Genomic DNA, 26,186 nt, shown 5'->3' with positions numbered 1-26,186 from the left:
CGGCGTCAGAACGGGAAGAAGATCGGGATGGCCACCATGGCCGCCGCCCAGGTGATCAGGTTCAGCGGCGTGCCGACGCGGACGAAGTCCATGTAGCTGTAACCGGCCATCTGATAGACGAGGACGTTGGTCTGATAGCCGAAGGGCGTGGCGAAGGCGGCCGAGGCGGCCATCATCACCGCCACCAGGAAAGGCCGCGGATCGACGCCCAGGCTCTCGGCCAGGGCGACGGCGATCGGCGTCACCAGCACCGCCACCGTGGCGTTGGACAGAAGCTCGGTCGCGAAAAGGGTCACGCCGTAGAGCACGATCAGGGCGCCCAGCGGCCCGAACGGGCGGATCACTTCGATCAACAGGCCCGCGCCCTGCGCCGCCAGCCCCGTCACCTCGATGGCCGTGCCGACCACCACCATGCCCGCGATCAACAGCAGGATGTCCGGCTTCAGGCCCGAATAGGCCTCTTCCGGCGTCAGCACGCCCAGCAGGATCAGGGCCACCGCCCCGGCGAAGGCCGCCGCCGCGATCGGGGCGATCCCCAGACCCGCCGCCGCCACCACCAGGACGAAGACCGCCAGGGCGATCAGCGCCCGCTTCCACTGCAGGGGACGGTCGGCCGAGGCGTAGAGGTCCACGTCGCCCAGATGGGCGTCGCCCGTGCCGTCACGCTGGCTGCGGCTTTCGCCCAACTGGGCGAGGGACGGCAGGGAGAAGGGCAGACGCCACCGGCGCGACGTCTTCGCCGCCTGAGCTTCCGCCTCGAGACGTTCGCGTTCGGCCTCGGCCTCTTCCTCGGCGCAGGCGGCGCGGCCCAGCTGCCGGGCGCCGACGAAATAGAGCCACAGACCGCCGACCAGGGCGATGACCAGGCCCACAGGCGTGATCTCGAACAGACTGAACACCGGCTGACCGGCGTTGCGCGCCATGTCATTGACCAGAAGGTTGGTCGAGGTGCCGATCAGGGTCAGCAGGCCCCCCATGACCGTCACATGGCTGAGCGGCATCAGGAACCGTTTGGGCGAGAGCTTCAGCGACCGGGCCATGTCGCGCACCACCGGGGCGGCCAGCACCACCACCGGCGTATTGTTCAGGAAGCCGCCGACCGAGCCGCACAGGCCGATCACCACCCAGATGCCCGTCGCGCCGAAACGCCGACACAGCCCCGTCGCCTTGCGGATCATCAGGCCCAGCAGGCCCGACAGTTCGATGGCGTAGGCGATGACGAACAACCCGGCCAGGGCGATGACGGCCGGACTGGCGAAGGCGCTCTGAACCTCGACGGGGCGCACCACGCCGAACAGCAGCAAGGCCGCCGCGCCGCTGAGCGCGACCACGTCGGAACGCATCCGGCCGTGGATCATCACCCCGACCACGGCGACCAGGACGATGAGAGCGATGATCTGGTCCAGCGTCACCCGCGCAAGACCCCCTTTTTCAGCCCAGCCTCGACCGCGATCACGGGTCAGATCACGGGTCGGGGCGTCAACCAGCGTTTCCCGTGTTAGGCTGGTTCCATGTCGATCACAACGACCCGTCTCGCCGCGCCGCTCGCCCTGGCGGCGGCCCTGCCGTTTCTGACGTGGTGTCAGCGGCCGCCGGAGCCTGCCGCGCCTGCGAATCCGGCCCCGCCGCCGACGGTCGTGCTGGATTCCACCTTGAACCGAGCCGCCCTTCTGGCCGCGCTGACCGAGGCTGGAACGGCCTTGGCCGATGGACAGACGCGCGATGCGGCCCTGACCGGCCGCACCGTGTCGGTGCGCTTGCCCTTCGGCTGCGGCGGCGAGACGAACGTCGTCGGAGAGGCGGGCGGCCTGCCCCGCCTCGCCCGCAATGAAGACGGCAGCCTGACCTTGACGGTCACGCCGGAAGATCTGAGCGCGTCGGCGCTGGTCCCCGCGACCCGCGAAGGGGCGGTCGACAAGTGGGAGGCGGTCGAGGGCTTCTGGATCGCCCGGCCATGGAGCAGCCTGGACGTCTGCCCGACGTCAGCGGCTCAGCCCGCCCCCGCGCCTGATCCCGCGCCTTCGCCGGCTCAAACTGCGGACAAGACGCCCGCCGAGGGCAAGGCGTTGGAGGCCAAGACTGTTGAGACCGTCGCGTCGCCGCCAGTCGTCCAGCCGGAGCGTAGCGCCGGTCTGGCCGCCGTGTTCGAAACGGGCGGCTCTCGCTTGGGCCGCCGTCAGGGCCAGGCCTATGTCCATGTCATTCGGGGAGAGAAGGGCGTCGCTCCGACGCCGGCGCCGGGCGGCTACGCCCTGCGGCTGGAAGGTCGGCTGACCGCCTTCGCGGACGGCAAGGCCGTCCATTGCGTCCAGAAGGACGCCGAAAGCCGTCCGGTCTGCGTCGCCGCGCTGCGGCTGGACCGACTGGCCTTCGAGGATGGGGCCACGGGCGCCCTTCTCAGCGAATGGCGCCCGCGTTGACTTAAGCTCAGGCCGCGCCCAGCAGCTTGGCGCCGGCCAGCACGCCCAGCAGGATCAGGGTGACGCTGCCGGTGAAGACCACGATGCCTTCGAACGAGAAGCTCGAGGCGCGGGGATGCACGAGTTTCATGACTTGCTTCCTTTCGGCTAGGGAGTTCCGAACGGTCTCAAGATAGGAAGCGCAGCCGCTGGAAACAAACCACGGTTAGGCCGCGTCGAGTGACCTCAGGTCAACTGATCCGCTTCTGTGTCCCGATCCGGCCGCGATTCGGCCACGATCCAGTTGAGGAAGCGACGCAGCTTGGGTTCGTCCGCCCGTTCCGGCAGAACCACCGCCCAATAGGCCAGGTTGTTGGTCAGGGCGTGGTCGACCGGCTGGATCAGGCGCCCTTCGCGCAGGTCGTCCGCCGCCAGGGGCGCCGAGGTGAGGGCCACGCCGCGCCCCGACAGGGCCGCCTCCAGCGCCAGGTGGCTGTGGCTGAAGTGCGGACCGCGCAGGTGGTTCACGCGCGGATCATCGACGCCGGCGCTCTCGAACCAGGCCTTCCAGCCCATGCGGTCGGCGTAGGGCATGTCGTGCCAGGTCTCGTGGATCAGCACCACGTCCAGCAGATCGGACGGCTGGTTCAACCGCCGGGCGGCGGCGAAGGACGGGGCGCAGACCGGGATCAGCCGCTCATTGATCAACCGCCGCGCCGTCTGGCCCGGATAAGGACCTTCGCCGTAACGCAGCGCCACGTCCGCCTCGCCGTTCGACAGGTCGGCGAGGCGATCCTCGGCGAAGACGATCAGGTCGAGATCGGGGTTCTCCTCGCTGAAGCGATGCAGACGCGGCGACAGCCACTTGCTGGCGAGGGACGGCAGGGCGGTGATCCGCAGCTGGCGCGAGCGTCCGGGGCGGACGGCCTCCAACGCGCTTTCCAGCCGTTCGAAGGCGTCGGCGACGCCCTGGGCTAGGCGCTTGCCGTCGGCGGTCAGCCGCACCGAGCGGTTGAAACGGTCGAACAGGCGCAGGCCCAACCGCATCTCCAGCGCCTTCACATGGCGGCTGACGGCGCCGGGGGTGACGCCGAGCTCCTCGGCCGCCTCGCGGAAGCTGCTGAGGCGAGCCGCTGCGTCGAACGCCCGAAGCGCCACCAGCGGCGGGGTCGGGCGACGCTCGCTCATCCGGGGTCAGGGCTGGAGTCGGTAGCCGCCGGCGTCGGTCAGCAGCAGCCGCGCCTGGCCCGGCTCGGCCTCGATCTTCTGACGCAGGCGGTAGATGTGGGTCTCGAGCGTGTGGGTGGTGACCCCGGCGTTGTAGCCCCAGACCTCGGTCAGCAGCTCCTCGCGCGAGACCGGCTTGGCCCCGGCGCGATAGAGATACTTCAGGATGTTGGTTTCCTTCTCGGTCAGCCGGACCTTCTTGCCCTTGTCGTCGACCATCAGCTTGGAGGCCGGGCGGAACTCATAGGGGCCGACCTGGAAGACGGCGTCCTCGGACTGCTCGTGGCTGCGCAGATGGGCGCGGATGCGCGCCAGCAGGACCGCGAAGCGGAAGGGCTTGGTGACGTAATCGTTGGCGCCGGAGTCGAGGCCGAGAATGGCGTCCGAATCCGACGACTGCGCCGTCAGCATGATGACCGGGGTGGACACGCCCGCCTTGCGGATCAGGCGACAGGCCTCGCGGCCGTCCATGTCGGGCAGGTCGACGTCCAGAAGGATGAGGTCGGCCCGCGCCTCCTTGGCCTGACGAACGCCGTCGGTCGCCGTCGCGGCCTGGGCCGGACGGAATTCCTCGTGAAGCGCCAACTGCTCGGCCAAGGCCTCCCGCAGGTCGTCGTCGTCATCGATGATCAGAATGGTCTTGGGCGTGCGCATGGTTTCTTTAGAATGGCGAGGCTTGGGCCGAACGCCAAGGGCGCCGGGCGCGATATTGCGTCCTAAGAGGTCGCAGGGACCATATTTCGTTCCCCGAACAGCGCTGAACCGACCCGAACATGGGTCGCGCCCGCCTCGATCGCCGTCAGATAGTCGCCGCTCATGCCCATCGACAGGACGCTCAACCCGTTGCGTGCGGCGATTGCGGCCAGCAAGGCGAAGTGCGGTGCCGGATCTTCATCGGCCGGGGGAATGCACATCAACCCCTCGACCGTCAGGCCGTGGACGTCGCGCGCGGCGGCGATCAGGGCGTCGGCGTTTTCCGGCGAAACGCCCGCCTTCTGCGGCTCGGCGCCCGTATTGACCTGAACCAGCAGGCGGGGGCGGCGCCCCGTCCTGCGCACGGCGGCGGCGAGGGCGGCCGCCAGACGTTCGCGGTCCAGCGTCTCGATGACGTCGAACAGTTCGACCGCCTCCTGCGCCTTATTGGTCTGCAGGGGGCCGATCAGGCGCAGCTCCAGGTCCGACAGGGCGGCGCGGCGGTCTTCCCAGTGAGCCCTCGCCTCCTGCACCCGGTTCTCGCCGAACACCCGCTGGCCGGTCGCGAGGGCGGCTTCCAGAGCGGCGTCGCCTTGCGTCTTGGACACCGCCGTCAGCACCACCGAAGCAGGGTCGCGGCCCGCCGTCAGGGCTGCATCATGGATGCGGCGACGCACCTCGGCGAAGCGGTCGGCGATGGACGAAACGGCGAAAGCGGGCGTAGTGGCGGTCATGATCCTGTCCGAACTCATGGCCGAGGACGCGCGCACGCTGTGGGACGCCGCTCAGGCCCTGTCCCAGTCTGTAGCCTTCACGGCGGCGCCTGTCAGCCCGCGCCCCCTGCCGCCCCTGCTGTTCTTCACCGATCCGGCGCGGACGCCCCGCCCGTGGGAGACGGCGGCGCGGCTGCCGGCCGGCGCGGGGGTGGTCTATCGCGCCTTCGGCGCCGCCGATGCGGTCGAGACCGGGCTTCGACTGCGCGAGGCGACGCGGGCGGCGGGCGTCCTGCTGCTGGTCGGACTGGACGCCGCCTTGGCTGAACAGGTGGGGGCTGACGGCGTGCACCTGCCGGAGCGCGCCCTGTCGTCGGCCTACGCCCTGTCGGGACGGCGCCCGGACTGGCTGCTGACGGGCGCGGCCCATTCGGAAGCGGCTGTGCGCGGCGCGCGCGACCTGCACGCCCAGGTGCTGTCGCCGGTCTTTCCCGCAGGCGGCGCCTCGGCGGCCAAACCCGCGCTGGGGGTGAAGGCCTTCTCCACCTTGGCGGCCATGGCCCCCTGCCCGGTCTACGCCCTGGGCGGCGTTACGGCGCGCAACGCCCAAGCCCTCGGCGAATCAGGCGCGTGCGGCCTGGCCGGCGTGGAGGCGATCCAGACGGCGTTCACCTCTCGCTGAGAGAGGCGAGCGGGATCAGAATTTGAAGATGGTCTCGAGACGCACGCGCGGGGCGGCGCGGCGATCGGCGGCGCTCTCGGGGGCGCGGGCCGGGTCGACTTCAGGAGAAGCCAGATTGGCGGCGGCGCCGACCCGCAGGCGCGGGCTGAGGCGGTAGTAGGCCCCAGCCTCGACATCGCCCCAGTCGGCTTCGCGGCCGACGGGCTGGTTCAGGTTGAAGTTCAGCCCCCAACGGCCGTTCTCGTTCCAACGCAGGCCGCGACGCTGGCCGGCCGCCGGGGTGCTGGGCGACTGGGCGGCGACGTCGGTCAGGCTGACGGCGGGAGCGCGGCCGCGCGTCTGGGCGGCGGCATCAGTCGTCATCCCGGCCAAGGCCAGGGCGCCCACGCTTGCAGCGATGACGGCGACGAAACGCATTTCACCCACCCTATGGACCGCTCGTCTTCTGCGGCGATCCTTGTTGACGACCTCAGAGCGCGCCTGAACGAGCCGCGTCTGATCTGGGGATAAGATATGGACTGCATTCCTACGGTCAACGCAACGTAGCCCTATGGCAGAGGTTCCAGGCGACTCCGGCCCGGGCTGTGGCGCCCTTGTCACGCCAAAGGGCGAGACAGAGGCCCTTATCGGTCGCCTCTCATGCGGGATCGCCTTGTCATCGCCCCTTTTCGCCGTGTTATAGAGCGTTGCTGACGCGTGCGAGCGTGGGCGTCGTCAGGCGACGTCCTCTCCTACGTTCGTCAAACCCTTTACGGAGATCACGGAATGGCTCTTGTTCGCGGCGCTGCGTTCGCCCTGATCGCCTCGGGCCTGCTGCTCGGGGGCTGTTCCAGCCTTCCGTTCGGCGGGTCGAAGGCCAAGGCGCCCACCATGGAGGCCCAGCTGGGCATCGGCGTGAACGCCTATCTGTGGCGCGCCACCTTGGACACCCTGTCCTTCATGCCCCTGGACAGCGCCGACCCCTGGGGCGGCGTGGTGAACTATGACTGGTACGTCAATCCGCAGGCGCCGAACGAGCGCTTCAAGGCGACCGTCTTCATCCTGGACCGCCGTCTGCGCGCCGACGCCCTGAACGTCGCCATCACCAAGGAAGTCAAGGACGCCGCCGGCGCCTGGGTTTCCGCTCCGGTCGCGGCCCAGACCGAAACCGATCTGGAGAACGCCATCCTGACCAAGGCGCGCCAGCTCAACCTCGCCAACGCGGCCCGTCGCTAAGACAAAGCCGCTAAGACCGGCCGCCTAACCTCTTTCGTCTCAATGCGTCCTCAGGCCCGCCTCAAGCTTCGCGCCTGAGGCGCCGCCTCAGGATACGCCGTGGCCCGTTACGAGCCTAAGACCGCCGAACCCCGCCAGCAGGCCCGATGGGCCGCGGCCGACGCCTTTTCGGTGTCCAACGCCGACACCGGCCGCCCGAAATACTACGTCCTGGAGATGTTCCCCTATCCATCGGGCAACATCCACATGGGCCACGCCCGCAACTATGTGATGGGCGACGTGGTGGCGCGCTGGAAACGGGCGCAGGGATTCGACGTCCTGCACCCGATGGGCTGGGACGCCTTCGGCATGCCCGCCGAGAACGCGGCCATGGAGCGCGGCGTCCATCCCGGCGACTGGACCTGGTCCAACATCGCGACGATGCGCGACCAGCTGAAGCTGCTGGGCCTGTCGCTGGACTGGAGCCGCGAGTTCGCCACCTGCGACCCCGAATACTATGGCAAGCAGCAAGCTTGGTTCCTGGAGCTGTTCAAGCGCGGCCTGGTCTATCGCAAGGACGGCGTGGTCAACTGGGACCCGGTCGACAACACCGTCCTGGCCAATGAGCAGGTTATCGACGGGCGCGGCTGGCGCTCGGGCGCCGTGGTCGAGAAGCGCAAGCTGAACCAGTGGTTCCTGCGCATTACTCAGTATGCCGACGATCTGATCGACGGCCTGGCCGAGCTGGAAGGCCGCTGGCCCGAGAAGGTCCGCCTGATGCAGGAAAACTGGATCGGCCGGTCCAAGGGTCTGCAGATGAAATGGGCCTGGGCGGCCGCCGCCCCGGCTGGTTTCAATGACGGGCTGGAGATCTACACCACCCGCCCGGACACCCTGTTCGGCGCCAGCTTCATGGGTCTGGCCCCCGATCATCCGATCTCGAAGCAACTGGCCGAGGCTGACCCCAAGGTCGCCGCCTTCGTCGCCGAATGCCGCAAGGGCGGCGCCAGCCAGGCCGACATCGAACAGGCCGAGAAGATCGGCTGGGACACGGGCCTGAAGGTCATCCACCCCTTCACCGGCGCCGAGGTTTCGGTGTGGATCGCCAACTTCATCCTGTCCGACTACGGAACGGGCGCCATCTTCGCCTGCCCCGCGCATGACCAGCGCGATCTGGACTTCGCCCGCAAATACGATCTGCCGGTGATCCCGGTCGTCCGCCCCGAAGGCGCAGGCGACGACTTCGCCGTGACGGACGAGGCCTATACCGGCCCCGGCTCCATCTTCCATTCCGACTTCCTGAACGGTCTGGACATCGAGACCGCCAAGGCCGAGGCCATCCGCCGCATCGAGGCCGCCGGAACGGGCGAAGGCGCGACCATCTATCGTCTGCGTGACTGGGGCGTCAGCCGTCAGCGCTACTGGGGCTGCCCCATCCCGGTCATCCACTGCGAGGCCTGCGGCGTCGTTCCGGTCCCGGCCGACCAGCTGCCGGTCGAACTGCCCAAGGACGTGACCTTCGACGTCCCCGGCAACCCGCTGGATCGGCACCCGACCTGGAAGCACGTCAACTGCCCGTCGTGCGGCGCCGCCGCCCGACGCGAGACGGACACGCTCGACACCTTCGTCGACTCCAGCTGGTATTTCGCCCGCTTCGCCGACCCCAAGGCCGCCGAGCCGATCAACAAGGCCGCCGCCGCCAAATGGCTGCCGGTCGATCAGTATATCGGCGGCGTCGAGCACGCGGTCCTGCACCTGCTCTACGCCCGCTTCATCACCCGCGCCCTGTCGGACGCCGGCCTGATGGACGTGAAGGAGCCCTTCGCGGGCCTGTTCACCCAAGGCATGGTGGTCCATGAGACCTATTTCGACGGCCATGAAGACAGCGGTAAGCCCCGCTGGGTCGAACCGTCCGACGTGCGCATCGAGACCGTGAACGGCCAGCGCGTCGCCACCCGCCTGTCCACCGGCGCCGCCGTCACGATCGGCGACATCGAAAAGATGTCCAAGTCCAAGAAGAACGTGGTCGCGCCCCAGGACATCATCGCCGCCTATGGCGTGGACGCCGGACGCCTGTTCATCCTGTCCGACAGCCCGCCCGAGCGTGACATTCAGTGGTCGACCGGCGGGGTCGAGGGCGCCGCCCGCTTCGTCCAGCGCGTCTGGGGCGAATACGCCGCCTTCGACGCCGCCGCGCCCGCCAACGCCGATGCCGACGCCGCCCTGATCCGCGAGACGCACAAGGCCATCAAGGCGGTCAGCGAGGGCGTCGAGCATTTCCGCTTCAACTCGGCCGTGGCCAAGCTCTACGCCTTCCTGGCGACCATCCGTCAGCACGACAAGGCGGGCGCCGAGGCGAAGAAGACCGCCCTGGCCGCCCTGGCGCGGCTGATGGCGCCCTTCACCCCGCACCTGGCCGAGGAATGCTGGACCCAACTGGGCGAGGCCGGAATGGTGCTGGATGCGCCCTGGCCCGTCTTTGACGCCGCCCTGGCCGCCGACGACCAGGTCACCCTGCCCGTCCAGATCGGCGGCAAGCGTCGCGGCGAGGTCGTCCTGCCGCGCGGGTCGGACAATGCGACGGTCGAGGCCGCCGCCCTCGCCAATCCGACGGTTCAGGCCTACCTTGCCGCCAACAACCTCAGCATCCGCAAGGTGATCGTGGTGCCCGACCGTATCGTCAATCTGGTGGCCGGCTGATGCGTCGGCTGGCCCTGCTCGGCGTCCTGGCGGGCGCAAGCCTGCTGTCCGCCTGCGGCTTCACGCCCATGTATGGCGACAGCGGGGTCAGCAGCGGCCTGTCGCGCATCGCCGTGACGACGCCCGACGATCGCCTCGGCTATCGCCTGCGCGAGCAGCTCGAGGACGCCTTCGGCCGCGACGGCGCGCAGGCGCCGCTCTATCGCCTGACGACCGAAGTCGAGCACAAGCGCCGCCCCCTGGGCCGCCGAATCGACGACACGGCCAGCCGCTATGAGCTGACGGTCAGGGCCGCCTGGTCGCTGACCCCGGTGGCGGGCGGCGAACCCCTCAAGGGCGTCCAGACGACCACGGTGACCTACGCCTCTGCGGACCAGCCCTACGCCGCCATCGCCGCCCAGCAGGACGGCGAGGACCGCGCCGCCGCCGACCTGGCCCGCCTGATCCGCCTGGACATGATGCGCGTCCTGGCGGGACGCTGAAGGCCGCCGCATGATCCTGTCCAAGCGGCCCGACGTCGACCGCTTCCTGAAGGCGCCGGACCCCGCCGTCCGCGCCGCCGTCATCCACGGCAAGGACCGTTCTGGCGTGACCGAGCGCGCCCTGACGCTGTGCCGAACGATCACGCCGGACCTGAACGATCCCTTCAACGTCACCCTGCTGACCGAAGCCGACATCGACGGCGACGCCGTGCGGCTGGAAGAGGCTTTGACGGCGCTCAGCATGATCGGCGGGCGACGCCTGGTGCGCATCCGGATGTCAGACGGCAAGGCAGGCGTGGACAAGACCGTGGCCGCCGCCCTGACGGCGCACGCCGAGGGCGCCTACAACCCCGACGCCATGCTGGTCGTCGAGGCCGGGGCGCTCGGCCGTGAATCCGCCCTGCGCAAGGCTGCGGAAAAGGCCCAGGGCGCGGTCGCCATCGCCTGCTATGAGGATGAGGTCGGCGACGTCGCCCGCATGACGCGCGAGGCCCTGGGCGCCGACAAGGTGGGCCTGAGCTCGGACGCCCTGGACCGGTTCGTCGCCCGCCTGCCCCGCGAACGCGGCCTGATGCGTCAGGAGATCGAGCGGCTGATCCTCTACATCGGCCCCGGATCCGGCCGAACCATCGACGTCGAGGAACTGGACGCCCATCTGGGAGTCGAGCCCGACGCCTCCCTGTCCGACGCCGCGCTACAGGCGTTCGGCGGCCGCCCCGGCCCCGCTCAGGCGGGCCTGCGCCGCGCCCTGGCCGAGGGCGAGAGCGCCGTCATGGCGGTCCGCATGGCCTCACTTCACCTTGGAAAGCTGCGCCGAATCAATGTCCTGCAGGCCAATGGCGCGGGCGCCAAGGAGGCCGCCAAGGCCGCCGGCGTCTTCTGGAAGCAGGAGGTCGAAATGCTGCGTCAGGCGCGCGGGTGGCGGCTGGAGCTGCTCGACGAGGTGCAGGACAGCGTCAACACCGCCGACGTCATGACCAAGACCACGGGCATGCCCGAGGCCCTGATCGCCGAACGCCTGCTGCTGGAGATCGCCGCCCGCGCCAAACGGATGGGGCTTTGACGCGGCCGCTCGCCTACGCTCATCCCCGCTTGGATGCGCGACGAAAGGCAGGCTTGTTCAGGGCGGCGGCCTGACGCTGCATCGAGGTTTCGGTCGTACGTCCTCCGACGGCGCCGCCGAACCCGGCGCCGTTCGAGCTCTTCGCCTGCTTCGCCGCCAGGGCGCGCTTGAGCGCTTCAGACGCGCTCGCCTTCTCAGATTTCTCGGTCATGGGCCGCATCCTAGCAGGAAGCGCCAGGAAAGGGGCCTCAAACGCCTGGATCAGTCCGTCGCCTCTGGGGTCCGTATGGGCTGACGATCACGCCAAACACGCAGTATTGACAGAAACGTATATAGAGGTTTTCTATGGCGAGGATCGGTCCTCGATCATCGATCGGGTCGTCCGGCGCGCTCCCACCTGCTGGCGCGTCGGCCCCGCTCTCATCCCCGACTTGCCCGTCCCGGTTCGGTCCTGGACGGGCTTTTTCGTTTCAGCCCCTCATCAGGCGGCGGCACAGGTCGTCGAGTTGCTCCAGCGTGCCGTATCGAACGGTGATCTCGCCCTTTCCGCCCTTGTCGGCCAGCGACACTTTCAAGCCCAAGGCGTCCGACAGGTCCTGCTCCAGAGCGGCGATGTCGGCAGCGCCTTCGCCCCCCGCTCCTGCCCTAACCCTGGGCGCCTTCGGTCCCTCGGCGGCGCGACGGGCCAGAGCCTCGGTCTGACGTACGTTCAGGCCCTTTGAGATCACCTCCTGCGCCAACTGCTCGGCATTCGGCGCTGTGATCAGGGCGCGGGCATGACCTGCCGACAATTCGCCGCGCACCACATGCTCGCGTACCGCCTCGGGCAGTTGCAGCAGGCGAAGGGTGTTGGCGACATGGCTGCGGCTCTTGCCCACCACCCCGGCCAGGGCGTCCTGGGTGCGGCCGAAGCGCTCCATCAGGACGGCGTAGGCGTTGGCCTCTTCCATCGGATTCAGGTCGGCGCGCTGGACGTTCTCAATGACGCCGACCTCCAGCACCTCGATGTCGTCCATCTCGCGCACGACGATCGGCACCTGGGTCAGGCGGGCCGCCTGGGCCGCGCGCCAGCGACGCTCGCCGGCGATGATCTGCCATTGCCCCGGCTGGCCCGGCTGGGTGCGGACCAGAATGGGCTGCAGCACCCCCTTGTCGCGGATCGACGCCGTCAGTTCGTCCAGATCGGTCTGGGCGAAGATCTTGCGCGGCTGGTCCGGATTGGGCTTCAGCGCCTCGATCGGGGCGCGCTGAACGCCGGCCGGCGCGGGACCGGTCGCATCGACAGCGACGGGATCCTGCGCGTTTTCTCCCAGAAGCGCCGAGAGACCCCGGCCCAGACCACGCTGACGTTCAGACAAGATGCTGTTTCCGCTGCTTTACAAGTTGGATCAGGCGGCCAGGGCCTGACGACGCTGGCGCTCGCGCGCCACCAGTTCCCGGGCCAGCTTCAGATAGGCCTGGCTGCCCGCACATTTCAGATCATAAATCAGGGCCGGCTTGCCGAATGACGGCGCCTCGGACACACGCACATTCCGGGGGATGACGCTGTCATAGACCTTGTCCCCGAAGTGGGCCCGCACGTCGGCCGCCACCTGGCCCGACAGGGCGTTGCGACGGTCGTACATGGTCAGCACCAGGCCCTGAATATCCAGCGCCGGATTCAGGCTCTGGCGCACCATCTCGATCGTCCGCATCAGCTGGGTCAGGCCTTCCAGGGCGAAGAATTCGCACTGCAGCGGCACCAGAACCGCGTCCGCCGCCGCCATGGCGTTCAGCGTCAGCAGGTTCAGCGACGGCGGGCAGTCGATCAGCACATAGTCATACCGGGAATGACCGTTGCCGCCCTGCTTCGCCAGGGCGTCGCGCAGACGATAGGAACGGCGATCCGACTGGCTCAGCTCAATCTCGACCCCTGACATGTCAGGATCGGCGGCCACGATAAACAGGCCGGGCACGGCGGTCTCGATCGCCGCCTCGTCTACCGGGCGGCCGTCGACGATGACGTCATAGATGGTCACCCGCCGTGTTTCACGTGGAACACCCAGCCCCGTGGAGGCGTTGCCCTGCGGGTCCATATCGACGATCAGCACCTTTTCGCCGATCGCCGCCAGGGCCGTGCCCAGGTTGATGGCGGTCGTGGTCTTGCCCACGCCGCCCTTCTGGTTCGAGACCGCCAGGACGCGGGTTTCATGGGCGCGGGGCGGCTTTACGGACTCAACGGACACGGCGAAGGCTCCCCAGTGAAACGATGCGGCCGCGCGGATCGCTGCGCGAGACCGTAAGCTCGGCCTCAAACTGCCAGACCCGACGGGCCTCTTTCAACTCAGCCTCGGCCTTCTCTCCCTTGAGGAACAGGCCTTTTGCACCGCGTTGGAAGTAGGGCTGTGCATAACCCAGAAGCTTCTCCATCGCCGCTACCGCACGCGCCGTGACGATATCGACCGTGATCGCCTGCTCCTCGGCCCGCCCATTGACGACCGTGGCGGGCAGATCCAGCGCATCGACGATGGTCTGAAGAAAACGGCAGCGCTTGCCCAGGCTGTCGACCAGCCAGACATGGGCGCCGGGCCGGCCCTTCAGAAGGATAGCCAGAACGACGCCGGGAAACCCCGCCCCAGCCCCCAGATCGGCCCAGGTCTTCGCCTCCGGCGCAAGGTCCAGCAACTGGGCGCTGTCCCAGGCATGACGATTCCAGAAATCTGAAAGCGTGTCGGGACCGACCAGGTTCATCACCGCATTGGCCTCGGTCAGCGTGGCCAGAAAGGTCTTCAGGTCGGCGATGTTGGCGTCGTTGGCGCCGGTCTGGGCGCGGAAAGTCTGAATGGCGTCCGACATCAGGCGACGACCGCCGACAGGTCGGCCGCCACGCCCTTGACCTTCTTCACATGCGCCAGAAGCGCCGTCAGGGCGCCCGGCGTCATGCCTTCAATCCGCCCCGCCTGGCCCAGAGTCAGCGGGCGGATCATGGCCAGCTTCTCGCGCACCTCGTTCGACAGGGCGCCGATGGCCGCGTAGTCGAGGTCAGCCGGCAAGGCCAGCCCCTCCTCCCGGCGCAGGGCCTCCGCGTCCTGGGCCTGGCGGTCCAGATAGCCGGCGTAGACGGCGTCGATCTCGACCTGTTCGCGCACGGCGGCCGGCCAGTCGACGATCTCGGGGCGGATGGCGACGAAGTGATCCAAGGAGACATCGGGGAAGGCGAGCAGGTCGCGGATCGAACGACGCTGCCCGTCAGCGTTGACGGTAATGCCGAGCGCCCCCGCCTCCTTGGGCGTGAACTGTGTTTCACGTGAAACACGGTTCGCCCGGTCCAACCGATCGGCCTTGTCCAGCCATACCTTGGCGCGGTCTGCGCCCACGATGCCCGCCTCGATGCCGATGGGCGTCAGGCGCTGATCCGCATTGTCGGCGCGCAGGGTCAGCCGATACTCGGCCCGGCTGGTGAACATGCGATAGGGTTCGGTAACGCCCCGCGTCACCAGATCATCGATCATCACCCCGATATAGGCCTGATCCCTGCCGAAGATCAGCGGGTCCGACCCCGCCGCCGCGCGGGCGGCGTTGAGCCCTGCAATCAGGCCTTGCGCCCCGGCCTCTTCATAGCCGGTCGTGCCGTTGATCTGGCCCGCCAAGTACAGACCGGGCCGTTTCTTGACCTCCAGCGCGGGTGTCAGTTCGCGCGGGTCGACATAGTCGTACTCGATGGCGTAGCCGAAGCGGAACACCTCGACCGCTTCCAGCCCCGGCATGGTCTTGAGGAAGGCCATCTGGGTGGCGTCGGATACCGAGGTCGAGATGCCGTTCGGATAGACGCTAGGATCATCCAAACCTTCCGGCTCCAGGAAGACCTGGTGGCTGGTCTTGTCGGCGAAGCGCACCACCTTGTCCTCGATTGAGGGGCAATAGCGCGGCCCCCGGCCCGACAGCCGTCCGCCATAGACAGCGCTTTCGCCGAGGTTGTCGGCGATGATGCGGTGCGTCTCTTCCGTCGTGTGGGTGACGCCGCAGGCGATTTGCGGCACGTCGATGCGATCGGTCAGGAAGCTGAAGGGTACGGGCTGGTCGTCCGCCGCCTGCATCTCTAGCCGCTCCCAGGCGATGGTGCGTCCGTCCAGACGGGCGGGCGTGCCGGTCTTCAGCCGGCCCATCATCAGGTCGGCGGCGTGCAGATCGCCGGCCAGTCCGGTCGAAGGGTCTTCGCCATAGCGCCCCGCCGGAATCCGCAGATCGCCGCGATGGATGACCCCGTTAAGGAAGGTGCCGGTCGTCAGCACCACGGCGCCCGCGCGGATCGTCTCCCCTGCCCCTGTCGCCACGCCGACCACGCGGTCGCCGTTGAGGATCAAGCCCTCGGCCGTGCCCGCCATCAGGGTCAGGTTGGCATAGTCCGCCAGTTCGGCCTGCATGGCCTCGCGATACAGGCGCCGGTCGATCTGGCTGCGCGGGCCGCGCACGGCGGCGCCCTTGGAGCGGTTCAACATGCGGAATTGGATGCCCGACACATCCGCCAGCCGGCCCATGAGGCCATCGAGCGCGTCGATCTCGCGCACAAGATGCCCCTTGCCCAGGCCGCCGATGGCCGGGTTGCAGCTCATCTCGCCGATGGTCTCCAGCTTCTGGGTCAGAAGCAGGGTGCGCGCGCCTGCGCGCGCTGCGGCGGTCGCCGCCTCGCAACCGGCGTGACCGCCGCCGATGACGACGACGTCGAAGGTGTGGTCGGGGGTCAAACTCATGGCGTCCACATAGTCCATTCGAGCCGGAATCGCCACCGGCCCCAGAACGGTTGTTTCACGTGAAACGGGCGAAAGCCGGGCCTATTTGCCGATGCAGAAGGAAGAGAAGACCTCGCCCAGAATGTCCTCCACCCCGATGGCTCCGGTGACGCGGGCCAGGGCGTCGGCGGCGCGGCGCAGGTCGTCGCCCGCCATCTCCGGCGCCAGATCGAGCGCGCGGCGTCCCGCCTCGACAGCAGCCAATGCCTCTGCCAGGCGACGACGATGCCGCTCGCGCGTCACAGCCGGGAAGTCGGCGCCCGACAGGTCGCGCGCCAGGCGGGCCGCGATCCAGTCGTGCAGTTCGGCCAGCCCCTGCCCTGTCGTCGTGCTGACCCTCAAGGCCTCGAGAGCGGGCGCGCCCGCCACGGCGCCGAGGTCGGCCTTGTTCAGCACCTGAAGATCGGACGGGCGGACGAAGACAGAGGCCGGGTCCTCAGCCCCCTCGGTCGAAGGGGAGCGGACCCACAGGCGCAGGTCTGCGCCCTCCGCGCGCAGGCGGGCGCGGCGAATGCCCTCGGCTTCGACCGGATCGTCGCTGTCGCGCAGGCCCGCCGTGTCCGACAAGGTGACGGCGTAGCCGCCGATCATGATGTCGGCGTCCAACACGTCGCGCGTCGTCCCTGCGATCGGCGTGACGATGGCGGCTTCACGCGCGACCAAGGCGTTGAACAGGGAAGACTTGCCCGCATTCGTCTCGCCAATCAGGACGATGCGATAGCCTTCGCGCACACGTCGCCCGCGATCGGAATCGGCCAGGGCCGCGCGCAGGTCTCCGGCTAGAGCGTCCAGCACCGGCCCGGCGGTGCGCCCCAGATTGTCGGGCACCTCCTCGTCGGGAAAGTCGATCTCGGCCTCGACCAGGGACAGGGCCTTCAGCAGGTCGCGACGAAATCCGGCGTAGGCGGCGGACAGGGCGCCGTCGAGCTGACCCAGGGCTTGAGACTTCTGGGCTTCCGTTTCGGCGTCGATCAGATCGGCGACGGCCTCGGCCTGGGCCAGGTCCATGCGGCCGTTCTGGAAGGCCCGTCGGGTGAACTCGCCGGGCTCGGCCGGACGCAGACCCAGAGCGATCAGGGCGGTGCTGGCCGCCTCCACCACGGCGCGACCGCCATGCAGATGCAGTTCGGCCGAATCCTCGCCCGTGTAGGAGCGCGGGGCGACGAAGCGCAGCACCAGGGCCTCGTCGATCAGACGGCCTTCGTGGCGCAGGCTGCGCACCGAGGCCAGGCGCGGGGTCAGCCCCCCTGCCCCCAGCGCCGTCAGCGCCGTCTCCGTGGCCGGCCCGGACAGGCGCAGCACCGCGATGGCTCCCCGCCCCGGCGGGGTGGCGAGGGCGAAGATGGTGTCGCTCACGTCGTCAGGCCCACATCGTCAGATTCAGGGCTTGGCCGCGCCCGTGACGGCGGCTTCCATCAGGCGGCGGAACTGGTCCTGGGCCTGAACGCCGAAGCTGCTCCAGGTCTTCATCAGTTCGTCGGGCTGCATGGCGGCCATGTTGGCGTCCATCCGCTTCTGCATCTCAGCGACCAGATGATCGTTGAGCGGCGTCACGTCCGGCAGGCCCAGAAAGGCGCGGGCCTCTGCCGGGGTGCAATCGATCTCGATGTTCAGCTTCATAACGCCCTCACTTGTTTCACGTGAAACACGCCCTCAAGCAGCCGCCCGCCCGGCGGGCGGCGCTAGGGCAGGAATTATGTGTTCATCGACTGGAAGAAATCGCCGTTGTTCTTCGACTGGCGCAGCTTGTCGAGCAGGAACTCGATCGCGTCCTGCGGACCCATCGGGTTGAGGATGCGGCGCAGGACATAGGTCTTGGCCAATTGATCCTTCGGCGTGATGAGGTCTTCCTTGCGGGTGCCCGACTTGAGCACGTCGATGGCCGGGAAGATGCGCTTGTCGGCGACCTTGCGGTCCAGCACGATTTCCGAGTTGCCGGTGCCCTTGAACTCTTCGAAGATCACCTCGTCCATGCGGCTGCCGGTGTCGATCAGGGCCGTGGCGATAATGGTCAGCGAGCCGCCCTGCTCCACGTTGCGCGCCGCGCCGAAGAAGCGCTTGGGCCGTTGCAGGGCGTTGGCGTCGACGCCGCCGGTCAGCACCTTGCCCGACGACGGAACGGTGGCGTTGTAGGCGCGGCCCAGGCGGGTGATGGAGTCCAGCAGGATCACCACGTCCTTCTTGTGCTCGACCAGGCGCTTGGCCTTTTCAATCACCATTTCGGCGACGGCGACGTGGCGCGAGGCGGGCTCGTCGAAGGTCGAGGCGACGACCTCGCCCTTCACCGTGCGCTGCATGTCGGTGACTTCTTCGGGGCGTTCGTCGATCAGCAGGACGATCAGGAAGACTTCCGGGTGGTTGCGCTCGATCGACTTGGCGATGTTCTGCAGCATGACCGTCTTACCGACGCGCGGCGGGGCGACGATCAGGCAGCGCTGGCCCTTGCCGAGCGGGGCGACGATGTCGATGACCCGACCCGAGCGGTCCTTCAGCGTCGGGTCCTGGATTTCCATGTGCAGGCGCTCTTCGGGATAGAGCGGCGTCAGGTTGTCGAACAGGACCTTGGTCTTGACCATCTCCGGATCTTCGAAGTTGATCGTGTCGACCTTGAGCAGGGCGAAATAGCGCTCGCCCTCACGCGGGCCGCGCACGGCGCCGTGCACCGTGTCGCCCGAGCGCAGGCCGAAGCGGCGGATCTGCGACGGCGAGACATAGACGTCGTCCGGACCCGGCAGATAGTTGGCGTCGGGGCTGCGCAGGAAGCCGAAGCCGTCCGGCAGGATCTCCAGCACGCCGGAGGCGATGATCTCGACCTCTTCGTCAGCCAGGGTCTTCAGGATGGCGAACAGCAGGTCCTGCTTGCGCAGATTGCCGGCGTTCTCGATGTCCAGACCCTCGGCGAAGGCGACCAGGTCTTCCGGCGTCTTCTCGTTCAGTTCCTGAAGCGTGATGCGGCCGTTGGGGACGATGGGTTCACCGTCGTCGTCCTCATCGTCGTCCTCGGCCGTGGTGTCGACGCCGTGATCGTCGTCTTCAGCGACGGGCGCGACGACGGTTTCTTCCGGCGCGGCTTCCTCGACCGGCGCAGCAGCGCGGCTGCCGCCTAGGCTCAGGGTGCGGCGCGGCCGCTCGACAGGCGTTTCCGCCGTATTTTCAGGGACTTCGGTTTCCGGCGTCTCAGGCGTATCGGTCATGATGGCGTGCTCGTTCGCGCACCCGAACGCCGCAGGGCGCCCAGGAGCAGAAGGTCGTCGATGGCTTCAGCCGCAGGGGCTGCGAGGGAGGGCGACGGTCTCCCGCAGGTTCGAACCGGCAGGCGTCGCGAAAAGAGAGGGACCGCACTGCACGGATCGGCCGCACGGTTCACCGTAGCGGAACCACGAAAGACCCGCGCGGGTCAAGGGCCCTCAAGCAGCGCGCGCCCCCGTCGCTCGCGTCAGGACTTCTAGAATGTCCACTCCATCGTCACCGACAACACCATGATGATGGCCAGGACGAAGGGAATCTCATTGGTCATCCGCCAGAAACGCCCCGAATATTTCGACGTGCCGGCCGCGATCTTCTTGCGCTGCCCAGCCAGGAAGCCGTGCCAAGCCGCCAACAAGAAGACGCCGATCAGCTTGGTCACCATCCACGGCTGATGGGCGAAGGACCAGTCGGCGCCGTCGCCGCTGCGCAGCCACAGCAGCCAGCCGCCGAAGACGAAGGCCAGGATCATCGCCGGATTGATGATGATGCGCAGCAGACGCGTCTGCCAGACCCGCAACAGGGCCTGCATCTCGCCGCGCAGGGGTTCGGGCTTGGCGTTCTGCTCGGCGTCATAGGCGAACAGACGCGGGAGGAAGAGCATTCCGGCCATCCAGGCGATCACCGCCAGAATGTGCAGCCCGCGGGCCAGGTTGTAATAGTCCATGTCGCTCCCCTCAGGCCGCCCTGGAGACCTTTGAACAGCCAGACGGACAGGCTTTCAAGTGGGCGCATGGTCCGCCCTGAGAAGCCCCCTGCGGCGCGATCCCCGGCGTCTCCAGCGCCCGCTCGACCGCTTGGGCCAGGGCGGTGATGAAGACCGGGTCCGCGCTGACCGTCGGGGCGCGTAAATAAGGGGCGCAACCGACCTTGTGCGCCAGTTCGCCGTATTCCATGTCCAGTTCGACCAGGGTCTCGATGTGTTCTGAGACGAAGGCGATGGGCACGACGACGGCGCCCACGCCGTCCCGGCCCGCCTGCTCGATGGCGTCCGGCGTGGCCGGTCCCAGCCATTTCAGCGGCCCGACCCGGCTCTGATAGCAGATGGCCCAATCGGTCAGGCTCATGTGCTCGACCACGGCGGCCACGGTGGCCTCGACCTGAGCCTGATAAGGATCGCCGGCGGCGACCAGCTTCTCAGGGATGCCGTGGGCCGAGAACAGTACCCGAACCGGCTTTCCTTCGGCCTTATCAAGTGTTTGCCTTATCAGACGCGCCTGGGCCTCGATCAGCCCCTCAGCGTCCGGATAGCAGCAGACGACGTGGGTCTCGCCGGGGCCGTCGTAGCACTCGGTCCACTTCTTCAGCGAGGAGGCCGTCGTGGTGGTCGAGAACTGCGGATAGAGGGGCAGAAGGACGATCTTGTCCGGCTGGAAAGCCTTGACCGCCGCCGCCGCCTCTTCCGTCAGCGGATGCCAGTACCGCATGGCGATGAAGACGCGGCTGTCGTCGCCCGGCGCGGCGTCGGCCAGGGCGCGCGACAGAGCTTCAGCCTGCTTCTGCGTCTCGGGCAGCAGGGGAGAGCCGCCGCCCATCAGGGCGTAGTTGGCCTGGGCCGAGGTCTCGCGACGGCTGGAGATCAGCTTCGCCAGCGGCGTACGCACGATCCCCGGCAAGCCGATGATGGCCGGGTCGTTGAACAGGTTGAACAGGAAGGGTTTGACCGCTTCGGGGCGATCAGGACCGCCCAGATTGGTCAGAACAACCGCCACGCGCCGGTTGGGTCGTCCCTCGGGGTTTGTGGCGGCCTTGTTCATTGGGCGCTGATCCGCTTCAGCACCTGTTCGACATGGGCGATCGGCACGTCCGGCAGGATGCCGTGGCCCAGGTTGAAGATCCACGGCCCCTGGCCCCAGGCCTCCATCAGTTGGTCGACGCGGCGGTCCAAGGCGTCGCCGCCCGCGCGCAGCAGCAGGGGGTCCAGCGCGCCCTGGATGGGCTTGATCGCCTGGACGCGCTGGCCGACCTCCAGGGGACAGGCGGTGTCCAGCGCCACGCCCTGCACGTCGCATTCGCGCGCATAGCGTTCAGCCAGGGCCGCCGAGCCCCTCGGGAAGCCGATCAGAGGCACGGTGACCCCCAGTTCGCGGGCGCGGGCGACCAGCTTCTGATGCGGCTTCAGCACCAGGGTCTCGAACAGATCGTCGGGCAGGCCCTCGGCCCAGCTCTCGAAGATCTTCAGGACCTGGGCGCCGGCGTCCTGCTGCATCTTCAGATAGCGGGCAGTGGCTTCCACCAGCACGTCCAGCAGGCCGTAGACGATCTCGGGCTGGGTGTAGGCGTAGGTGCGCGCCAGACCGCGCTCGCCCTTGCCCATGGTGCGGTGTTCGCCGTCCAGCATATAGGTGGCCACGGTCCACGGCGCCCCGGCGAAACCGATCAGGGCCCGTTCCGGCTCGAGTTCCGCGCGCACCAGGCTGAGCGTCTGGCCCACGGCCTTGAGCGCTTCTCCAGCCTGCTGAGCCTTGTCGGCCATCGACTGCACGGACGGCAGAGCGCCCAGGCGCGGCCCCTCCCCCGCCTCGAACCACACCTTCTGGCCCAGGGCGCCGGGGATCAGCAGGATGTCGGCGAAGACGATGGCGGCGTCGAAGCCGAAACGGCGCATCGGCTGCAGCGTCGCCTCGGCCGCCATCTCAGGGTTCAGACAGAAGGCGATGAAGTCCGGCGCCTTGGCTCGCAGCTCGCGGTATTCCGGCAGGTAGCGCCCGGCCTGACGCATGAACCACACGGGCGGGCGAGAAAGGGTTCGGCCCTGGAGAGCCTGGATCAGAAGGGGCGTGCTCATGTCTCGGCCTTTAGGATGCACACCCTCAAGCCTCAATCCCTATTCAGATTTAAGAATTGAAAGAATTAGAGGTTGGAAGCAGAGCCGGGGAGCGCGGGGATAAGTGTCGACAGTCCCGGTTCGACTCCCTTTTGTCCCCTGTCGGCGACGGAGAAATCCGGGCGTTTACAAGGCGGGGTGTGAGTCGTGGGGATAAGCCGTGAAACACCCGCGGGACTCGGCTTCCTCTCTGGGCGCCGTTGTGGGTGAATCCACGGGCGCCGTTGTTGGACAAATTGTCCGACCCCCAGAACGGGATGAATCTCCGGCGCCCAGGCGGACGACTCCGGCGCCGATCGGGGCGACGGCGCCCGCGATCCCCGCTCGCGACCGGCGTCGGGGCTTGCTAGAGGATTCGGCGCCCGGTCTTTCACGAACGGCGCCCCGGCTTTTCAACAGGGCGCGGGGATGGTCTGACCGGTTCGGAGAAGGAGACGCCGTCCTCATGAGCCCCGCCCGCCCTCCCGGCGCCTCGCGCCTGGCCACCTATTTTCACGTCCACCTGGTGTCGGACTCGACCGGCGAGACGCTGAACGCCATGGCCAAGGCGGTGATCGCCCGCTTCGATGGCGTCATTCCGATCGAGCACATCTACGCCCTGGTGCGGTCGACCAAGCAGATGGATCGCGTGCTTGAAGAGGTGGCCGCAGCCCCCGGCGTGGTGCTGCACACCCTCGTCGATCGGGACCTGCGCGAGCAGCTGGAGGAAGGCTGCCGTCGGCTGCAGATGCCGCAGATCGGGGCGCTGGACCCGCTGGTGGGGGCCTTGTCGCGTTATCTGGGGGCGGACGTTTCGGCCCGGGTCGGGGCGCAGCACGCCCTGGATACGGGCTATTTCAACCGCATGAGCGCGCTCGACTACGCTATCGCCCATGACGACGGCCAGGGCACGCTGGAGCAGCTGGAGGCGGCGGACGTGGTGCTGTGCGGCGTCAGCCGCACCTCCAAGACGCCGACCTGCATCTATCTGGCGCATCGAGGCATTCGCGCGGCCAATGTGCCCCTGGTGCCCGGCCAGGAGGACGGCGAGCGGCTGACCGGACTGAAGAATCCCCTCGTCGTCGGCCTGACCGTGTCGCCCGACCGTCTGGTGCAGATCCGCCGCAACCGGCTGGACGGGCTCAATGCGGGCCATGCCTCGGCCTATGTCGATCATGACGCCGTGCGCGAAGAGACCATCAAGGCCCGACGCGCCTTCGAGCGGCGGGGCTGGCCGACCATCGATGTGACGCGTCGCTCGGTCGAAGAGACGGCGGCCGCCATCATCAACCTGTTGAGCGAGCGGCGCAGCCGCAAGCTGGGAGCCCCGATGTGACGACGACCGACGGCGAACGCCTGATCCTGGCCTCCAAGAGCGCCGCGCGTCGCGCCATGCTGAGCGATGCGGGCGTGCCCTTCGTCGTCCAGGTCGCCGACGTGGACGAGGACGCGCTGAAGACGCCGGGCGTCGATCCGGTCGAGCTGGCGGTCGAGCTGGCGCGGGCCAAGGCCCTGGCCGTATCGCGCCATGACGTCGACGCCTGGGTGTTGGGCGCCGACCAGACCCTGGCCTTCGACGGCGGTCTGGTGTCCAAGGCGGCGACGCTGGACGCCGCGCGCGAACGGTTGTCGGCCATGCGCGGCCGCACGCATCAGCTTCATTCGGGCGCCGCCCTGGCCCGCAACGGCCAGGTCGTCTGGTCCGGGGTCGATACGGTCGAGATGAAGATGCGCGACTTCTCCGACGCCTTCCTCGACGCCTATCTGGCGGCGGAGGGAGAGGGGCTGCTGTCCTGCGTCGGCTCCTACCGGCTCGAGGGGCTGGGCGCGCAGCTGTTCGAGGCGGTGGAAGGCGACTATTTCACAGTCCTGGGCCTGCCGCTGTGGCCGATCCTGGCCGAACTGCGTCGCGCGGGGGTGATCGCATCATGAACGGCAAGCCTGTCAGCCGCATCACCGGCGCCGCCCTGCTGGGCGGCATCGTCGGATATCCGGTCAGCCATTCGCTCAGCCCGGTGATCCACAACGCCTGGCTGGAGGCGGGCGGAATCGACGCCGCCTACGCCGCTTTCGCGCCCCGGGATGCGGCGGGGTTCGAGGCTTTGGTGGCGGCGGGCCGCGCGGGGCTGATCGCCGGCGTCAACGTCACGGCGCCGTTCAAGGAACAGGCCTTCGCCCTGGCCGATGAAGCTGGGGCGGCGGCGCGCCTGACCGGCTCGGCCAACATCCTGGTCTTCGAAGAGGGCCGGGTGCGGGCCGAGAGCGCCGACGGCGCGGGCGTGCTCTACGCCCTGGCGGAACAGGCGCCGGGGCTGACGTTGAACGGCGCCTCGGTCGTCATCCTGGGCGCGGGCGGCGCGGCGCGCGCGGGCGCGGGCGCCCTGATCGAGGCGGGCGCCGCCCTTTCCATCCTGAACCGCACGCGCGAGCGGGCCGAGGCCCTGGCCGTCGACCTGGGCCCGGCCGTTTCGGTCGCCCCGGACGCCGGCGTCCTGAAAGACGCCGATCTGGTCATCAACGCCTTGAGCGTGGCGCCGGACATCGCGCTGGAAACGCTCAAGCCGTCGGCGGTGGTCATGGACATGACCTACAAGCCCGTCGTCACGCCCCTGCTGGCGGCGGCGCGGGCGCGCGGCCTGACCGCCGTGGACGGTCTGGCCATGCTGATCGGCCAGGCGACGCCATCGTTCGAGGCCATCTTCCGCCGCCCGCCGCCGCCGCTGGACCTGCGCGCCCTGCTTCTGGCGCATCTCGGAGAAGCGGTTTGATCGTCCTCGGCCTGACCGGCTCCATCGGCATGGGCAAGTCGACCACGGCGCGAATGTTCGCTGACGAAGGCGCCGTGGTGTGGGACGCCGACGCCGCCGTTCATCGCCTCTACGCTCCCGGCGGCGCGGCGGTCGCCCCGTTGGCGCAGGCCTTTTCCGGCGTGGTCGTGGACGGCGCTGTGGATCGGTCGCGTCTGGCCGAAGCCCTGGGGCGCGACGAGGCCGCCTTCGAGCGGCTGGAGGCCATCGTCCATCCGCTGGTCGCGGCTGACCGGGCCGAGACCTTGAAGACGGCGGCCGCGCAGGGCGCCCGGCTGGCGGTCGTGGACATCCCCCTGTTGTTCGAGACCGGCGGCGAGGCTTTCGTCGACGCCGTGGTCGTGGTCACGGCGGACGTCGAGGTTCAGGCGCAGCGCGTCCTGGCCCGTCCCGGCATGACGCGCGAACGGTTCGAAGCCATCCTGGCGCGCCAGACGCCGGACGCCGAAAAGCGCGCGCGCGCCGATTTTCTGATCGACACGGGTCACGGGCTGGACGTCGCGCGCGATCAGGTGCGCGCGGTCGTGAAGACCGTTCTGGCGCCGGACTGGCGATCGCCAACGAGCGCCGCCGGAGCATGACGCCGCCCGCGGTCCCTTCCGTCTGGAAGCTGACGAAGCTGACCCTCCTGGCCGAGGGGATTGGCGGCTCGGTCTGGCGAGCCGTGGACAGCGAAGGCCGCACGAGCGTGGTCAAACGTCTGAGCCCGCAGGCGGCGTCGGACGCGCCGCAGGCTCTGGCCTGGCTGCGTTGGCGTGACGGAGCCGGCGCGATCCGCCTTCTGGGCGCGGAGGGGGATTGGCAATGGCTTGAGGACGCCGGCCGCCGCACCCTGACCTCGGTGCTGGACGTCGAGGGCGACGCCGCCGCGACCCGAATCGCCGCCGATGTGCTGGGCGCGCTTCACGCGCCTTCGGATCGCCCGGCCGGGGGCCTCCAGACCATGGAGGACCGTTTCGCGGCGTTGAGGCTTGAGGCCGACAATCAGGGCGGCTTGTTCAGCGAGGCCGCAGGCCTGACAGCGAGCCTGATGTCGGAAGGCGTGTCGATCCGGCCGCTGCACGGCGATCTTCATCACGACAACATCCTGCACGGCCCACGCGGCTGGCTGGCGATCGATCCGCACGGTGTCCTGGGCGATCCGGCCTATGATGCGGCCAATCTGCTCTACAATCCTGTGGAGCGGCAGGATCTTCGAACCGATCCCGAGCGGGCGCAGCGTCTGGCCCGGACCCTGGCGCCGGCGGTCGGACGGCCGGCACAGGCGATCCTGGCCTGGGGATTCTGTCACGCCTGCCTCTCCGCCGCCTGGCATCTGGAGGATGAGAACCGCGAGGAGGCGGCGCGCAGTCTGGAGGTCGCTCAGGCCATCCGTCGGACCTTGGAGGTCTGAGGCTTTCGTTCA

General features: G+C 68.6%; 28 protein-coding genes. 11 read left to right on the top strand and 17 right to left on the bottom strand.

All coding sequences use genetic code 11. The annotated features are described in order from the left end of the window. Positions 1 to 5: 5 nt before the first annotated feature. Positions 6 to 1,412 carry an SLC13 family permease gene (locus ACWGL1_RS10255; RefSeq protein ID WP_291780386.1) on the bottom strand — a complete coding sequence of 469 codons (1,407 nt, stop codon included), beginning with the start codon at positions 1,410 to 1,412 and terminating at the stop codon, positions 6 to 8. A 99-nt stretch (positions 1,413 to 1,511) separates the two neighbouring features. On the opposite strand from ACWGL1_RS10255, the gene ACWGL1_RS10250 reads away from it, so the two are divergent. After that, the gene (locus tag ACWGL1_RS10250) at positions 1,512 to 2,420 is read left to right on the top strand and encodes a hypothetical protein (protein ID WP_452111929.1); all 909 of its coding nucleotides are present in this window, start codon (positions 1,512 to 1,514) and stop codon (positions 2,418 to 2,420) included. 7 nt (positions 2,421 to 2,427) lie between these two features. On the opposite strand, the gene ACWGL1_RS10245 is transcribed toward ACWGL1_RS10250, so the two are convergent. The 4 genes from ACWGL1_RS10245 to ACWGL1_RS10230 all read right to left on the bottom strand — a co-directional run bounded on the left by ACWGL1_RS10245 (position 2,428) and on the right by ACWGL1_RS10230 (position 5,053). Then, positions 2,428 to 2,550: a hypothetical protein gene (locus tag ACWGL1_RS10245; RefSeq protein WP_256375772.1), complete on the bottom strand. Its 123-nt coding sequence runs from the start codon at positions 2,548 to 2,550 to the stop codon at positions 2,428 to 2,430. 95 nt (positions 2,551 to 2,645) lie between these two features. Next, positions 2,646 to 3,587, bottom strand: a complete 942-nt coding sequence (gcvA, locus tag ACWGL1_RS10240; protein WP_452111928.1) for a transcriptional regulator GcvA — start codon at positions 3,585 to 3,587, stop codon at positions 2,646 to 2,648. Between the two features lie 6 nt (positions 3,588 to 3,593). Next, on the bottom strand, positions 3,594 to 4,280 hold the full coding sequence (locus ACWGL1_RS10235; RefSeq protein WP_121481813.1) for a response regulator transcription factor: 687 nt from the start codon (positions 4,278 to 4,280) through the stop codon (positions 3,594 to 3,596). A gap of 62 nt (positions 4,281 to 4,342) precedes the next feature. Next, on the bottom strand, positions 4,343 to 5,053 hold the full coding sequence (locus tag ACWGL1_RS10230) for a YggS family pyridoxal phosphate-dependent enzyme (protein WP_452111927.1): 711 nt from the start codon (positions 5,051 to 5,053) through the stop codon (positions 4,343 to 4,345). Between ACWGL1_RS10230 and ACWGL1_RS10225 the strand changes: the two genes are divergently transcribed. Further along, positions 5,052 to 5,714 (top strand): thiamine phosphate synthase, encoded by a 663-nt coding sequence (locus ACWGL1_RS10225; protein ID WP_452112013.1) that lies wholly within the window; start codon positions 5,052 to 5,054, stop codon positions 5,712 to 5,714. The two genes, ACWGL1_RS10230 and ACWGL1_RS10225, sit on opposite strands and share 2 nt — an antisense overlap. A gap of 15 nt (positions 5,715 to 5,729) precedes the next feature. Here the strand turns inward: ACWGL1_RS10225 and ACWGL1_RS10220 are convergent, their stop codons facing one another. Further along, entirely contained in the window at positions 5,730 to 6,131 is a 402-nt protein-coding gene (locus ACWGL1_RS10220) for an NtrZ family periplasmic regulatory protein (protein WP_088410783.1), read from the bottom strand. 348 nt (positions 6,132 to 6,479) lie between these two features. Between ACWGL1_RS10220 and ACWGL1_RS10215 the strand changes: the two genes are divergently transcribed. The 4 genes from ACWGL1_RS10215 to holA all read left to right on the top strand — a co-directional run bounded on the left by ACWGL1_RS10215 (position 6,480) and on the right by holA (position 11,153). Further along, positions 6,480 to 6,929, top strand: coding sequence for a DUF3576 domain-containing protein (locus ACWGL1_RS10215; RefSeq protein WP_088410782.1), 450 nt, complete (start codon positions 6,480 to 6,482; stop codon positions 6,927 to 6,929). A 99-nt stretch (positions 6,930 to 7,028) separates the two neighbouring features. Then, positions 7,029 to 9,608 (top strand): leucine--tRNA ligase, encoded by a 2,580-nt coding sequence (leuS, locus tag ACWGL1_RS10210; protein ID WP_452111926.1) that lies wholly within the window; start codon positions 7,029 to 7,031, stop codon positions 9,606 to 9,608. Next, positions 9,608 to 10,090 carry an LPS assembly lipoprotein LptE gene (gene lptE / locus ACWGL1_RS10205; protein ID WP_312219991.1) on the top strand — a complete coding sequence of 161 codons (483 nt, stop codon included), beginning with the start codon at positions 9,608 to 9,610 and terminating at the stop codon, positions 10,088 to 10,090. Before leuS ends, lptE begins: the two co-directional genes overlap by 1 nt. A 10-nt stretch (positions 10,091 to 10,100) precedes the next feature. Next, the gene (holA, locus tag ACWGL1_RS10200; protein WP_452111925.1) at positions 10,101 to 11,153 is read left to right on the top strand and encodes a DNA polymerase III subunit delta; all 1,053 of its coding nucleotides are present in this window, start codon (positions 10,101 to 10,103) and stop codon (positions 11,151 to 11,153) included. A 19-nt stretch (positions 11,154 to 11,172) separates the two neighbouring features. Here holA and ACWGL1_RS10195 read toward each other — a convergent pair whose 3' ends face one another. The 11 genes from ACWGL1_RS10195 to hemE form a co-directional block, all read right to left on the bottom strand. Continuing rightward, on the bottom strand, positions 11,173 to 11,364 hold the full coding sequence (locus ACWGL1_RS10195) for a hypothetical protein (protein WP_291780425.1): 192 nt from the start codon (positions 11,362 to 11,364) through the stop codon (positions 11,173 to 11,175). A gap of 259 nt (positions 11,365 to 11,623) precedes the next feature. Further along, positions 11,624 to 12,466 (bottom strand): ParB/RepB/Spo0J family partition protein, encoded by an 843-nt coding sequence (locus ACWGL1_RS10190; protein WP_452112012.1) that lies wholly within the window; start codon positions 12,464 to 12,466, stop codon positions 11,624 to 11,626. A 75-nt stretch (positions 12,467 to 12,541) separates the two neighbouring features. Then, positions 12,542 to 13,378 (bottom strand): ParA family protein, encoded by an 837-nt coding sequence (locus tag ACWGL1_RS10185; protein WP_291780431.1) that lies wholly within the window; start codon positions 13,376 to 13,378, stop codon positions 12,542 to 12,544. Next, positions 13,368 to 13,988, bottom strand: coding sequence for a 16S rRNA (guanine(527)-N(7))-methyltransferase RsmG (rsmG, locus tag ACWGL1_RS10180; protein WP_452111924.1), 621 nt, complete (start codon positions 13,986 to 13,988; stop codon positions 13,368 to 13,370). The genes ACWGL1_RS10185 and rsmG overlap by 11 nt, the downstream gene beginning before the upstream one ends. Then, positions 13,988 to 15,901 (bottom strand): tRNA uridine-5-carboxymethylaminomethyl(34) synthesis enzyme MnmG, encoded by a 1,914-nt coding sequence (mnmG, locus tag ACWGL1_RS10175; RefSeq protein WP_452111923.1) that lies wholly within the window; start codon positions 15,899 to 15,901, stop codon positions 13,988 to 13,990. Before mnmG ends, rsmG begins: the two co-directional genes overlap by 1 nt. Positions 15,902 to 15,964: 63 nt before the next feature. Beyond that, positions 15,965 to 17,278 (bottom strand): tRNA uridine-5-carboxymethylaminomethyl(34) synthesis GTPase MnmE, encoded by a 1,314-nt coding sequence (mnmE, locus tag ACWGL1_RS10170; RefSeq protein WP_452111922.1) that lies wholly within the window; start codon positions 17,276 to 17,278, stop codon positions 15,965 to 15,967. A 24-nt stretch (positions 17,279 to 17,302) separates the two neighbouring features. Then, a complete protein-coding gene (locus tag ACWGL1_RS10165; protein ID WP_452111921.1) occupies positions 17,303 to 17,542 on the bottom strand; it encodes a DUF6489 family protein in 240 nt (79 codons plus the stop codon). Between the two features lie 74 nt (positions 17,543 to 17,616). Beyond that, positions 17,617 to 19,116: a transcription termination factor Rho gene (rho, locus tag ACWGL1_RS10160; RefSeq protein ID WP_338577514.1), complete on the bottom strand. Its 1,500-nt coding sequence runs from the start codon at positions 19,114 to 19,116 to the stop codon at positions 17,617 to 17,619. Positions 19,117 to 19,367: 251 nt separating this feature from the next. Beyond that, positions 19,368 to 19,835, bottom strand: a complete 468-nt coding sequence (locus ACWGL1_RS10155) for a CopD family protein (protein WP_291780444.1) — start codon at positions 19,833 to 19,835, stop codon at positions 19,368 to 19,370. Between the two features lie 10 nt (positions 19,836 to 19,845). Continuing rightward, complete coding sequence (gene hemH, locus ACWGL1_RS10150; protein ID WP_452111920.1) at positions 19,846 to 20,925, bottom strand: ferrochelatase; 1,080 nt, start codon at positions 20,923 to 20,925, stop codon at positions 19,846 to 19,848. Continuing rightward, positions 20,922 to 21,956 carry a uroporphyrinogen decarboxylase gene (gene hemE / locus ACWGL1_RS10145; RefSeq protein WP_452111919.1) on the bottom strand — a complete coding sequence of 345 codons (1,035 nt, stop codon included), beginning with the start codon at positions 21,954 to 21,956 and terminating at the stop codon, positions 20,922 to 20,924. The genes hemH and hemE overlap by 4 nt, the downstream gene beginning before the upstream one ends. Positions 21,957 to 22,440: 484 nt before the next feature. Here hemE and ACWGL1_RS10140 point away from each other — a divergent pair, with 484 nt between their 5' ends. Genes ACWGL1_RS10140 through ACWGL1_RS10120 form a run of 5 tightly spaced genes read left to right on the top strand, consistent with a single transcriptional unit; the run spans position 22,441 to position 26,174 of the window. After that, a complete protein-coding gene (locus tag ACWGL1_RS10140; protein ID WP_291780450.1) occupies positions 22,441 to 23,310 on the top strand; it encodes a pyruvate, water dikinase regulatory protein in 870 nt (289 codons plus the stop codon). Continuing rightward, the gene (locus ACWGL1_RS10135) at positions 23,307 to 23,906 is read left to right on the top strand and encodes a Maf family protein (RefSeq protein WP_452111918.1); all 600 of its coding nucleotides are present in this window, start codon (positions 23,307 to 23,309) and stop codon (positions 23,904 to 23,906) included. The genes ACWGL1_RS10140 and ACWGL1_RS10135 overlap by 4 nt, the downstream gene beginning before the upstream one ends. Continuing rightward, positions 23,903 to 24,742, top strand: a complete 840-nt coding sequence (locus tag ACWGL1_RS10130) for a shikimate dehydrogenase family protein (protein ID WP_452111917.1) — start codon at positions 23,903 to 23,905, stop codon at positions 24,740 to 24,742. The genes ACWGL1_RS10135 and ACWGL1_RS10130 overlap by 4 nt, the downstream gene beginning before the upstream one ends. After that, positions 24,739 to 25,362 (top strand): dephospho-CoA kinase, encoded by a 624-nt coding sequence (gene coaE / locus ACWGL1_RS10125; RefSeq protein WP_452111916.1) that lies wholly within the window; start codon positions 24,739 to 24,741, stop codon positions 25,360 to 25,362. Before ACWGL1_RS10130 ends, coaE begins: the two co-directional genes overlap by 4 nt. Further along, complete coding sequence (locus ACWGL1_RS10120; protein ID WP_452111915.1) at positions 25,359 to 26,174, top strand: aminoglycoside phosphotransferase family protein; 816 nt, start codon at positions 25,359 to 25,361, stop codon at positions 26,172 to 26,174. The genes coaE and ACWGL1_RS10120 overlap by 4 nt, the downstream gene beginning before the upstream one ends. Positions 26,175 to 26,186 lie beyond the last annotated feature (12 nt).

The sequence above is a fragment of the Brevundimonas sp. NPDC055812 genome, assembly GCF_053616535.1.
Note: the sequence above shows the minus strand (reverse complement) of the source record. Positions and strands in the feature narration are given on the sequence as shown.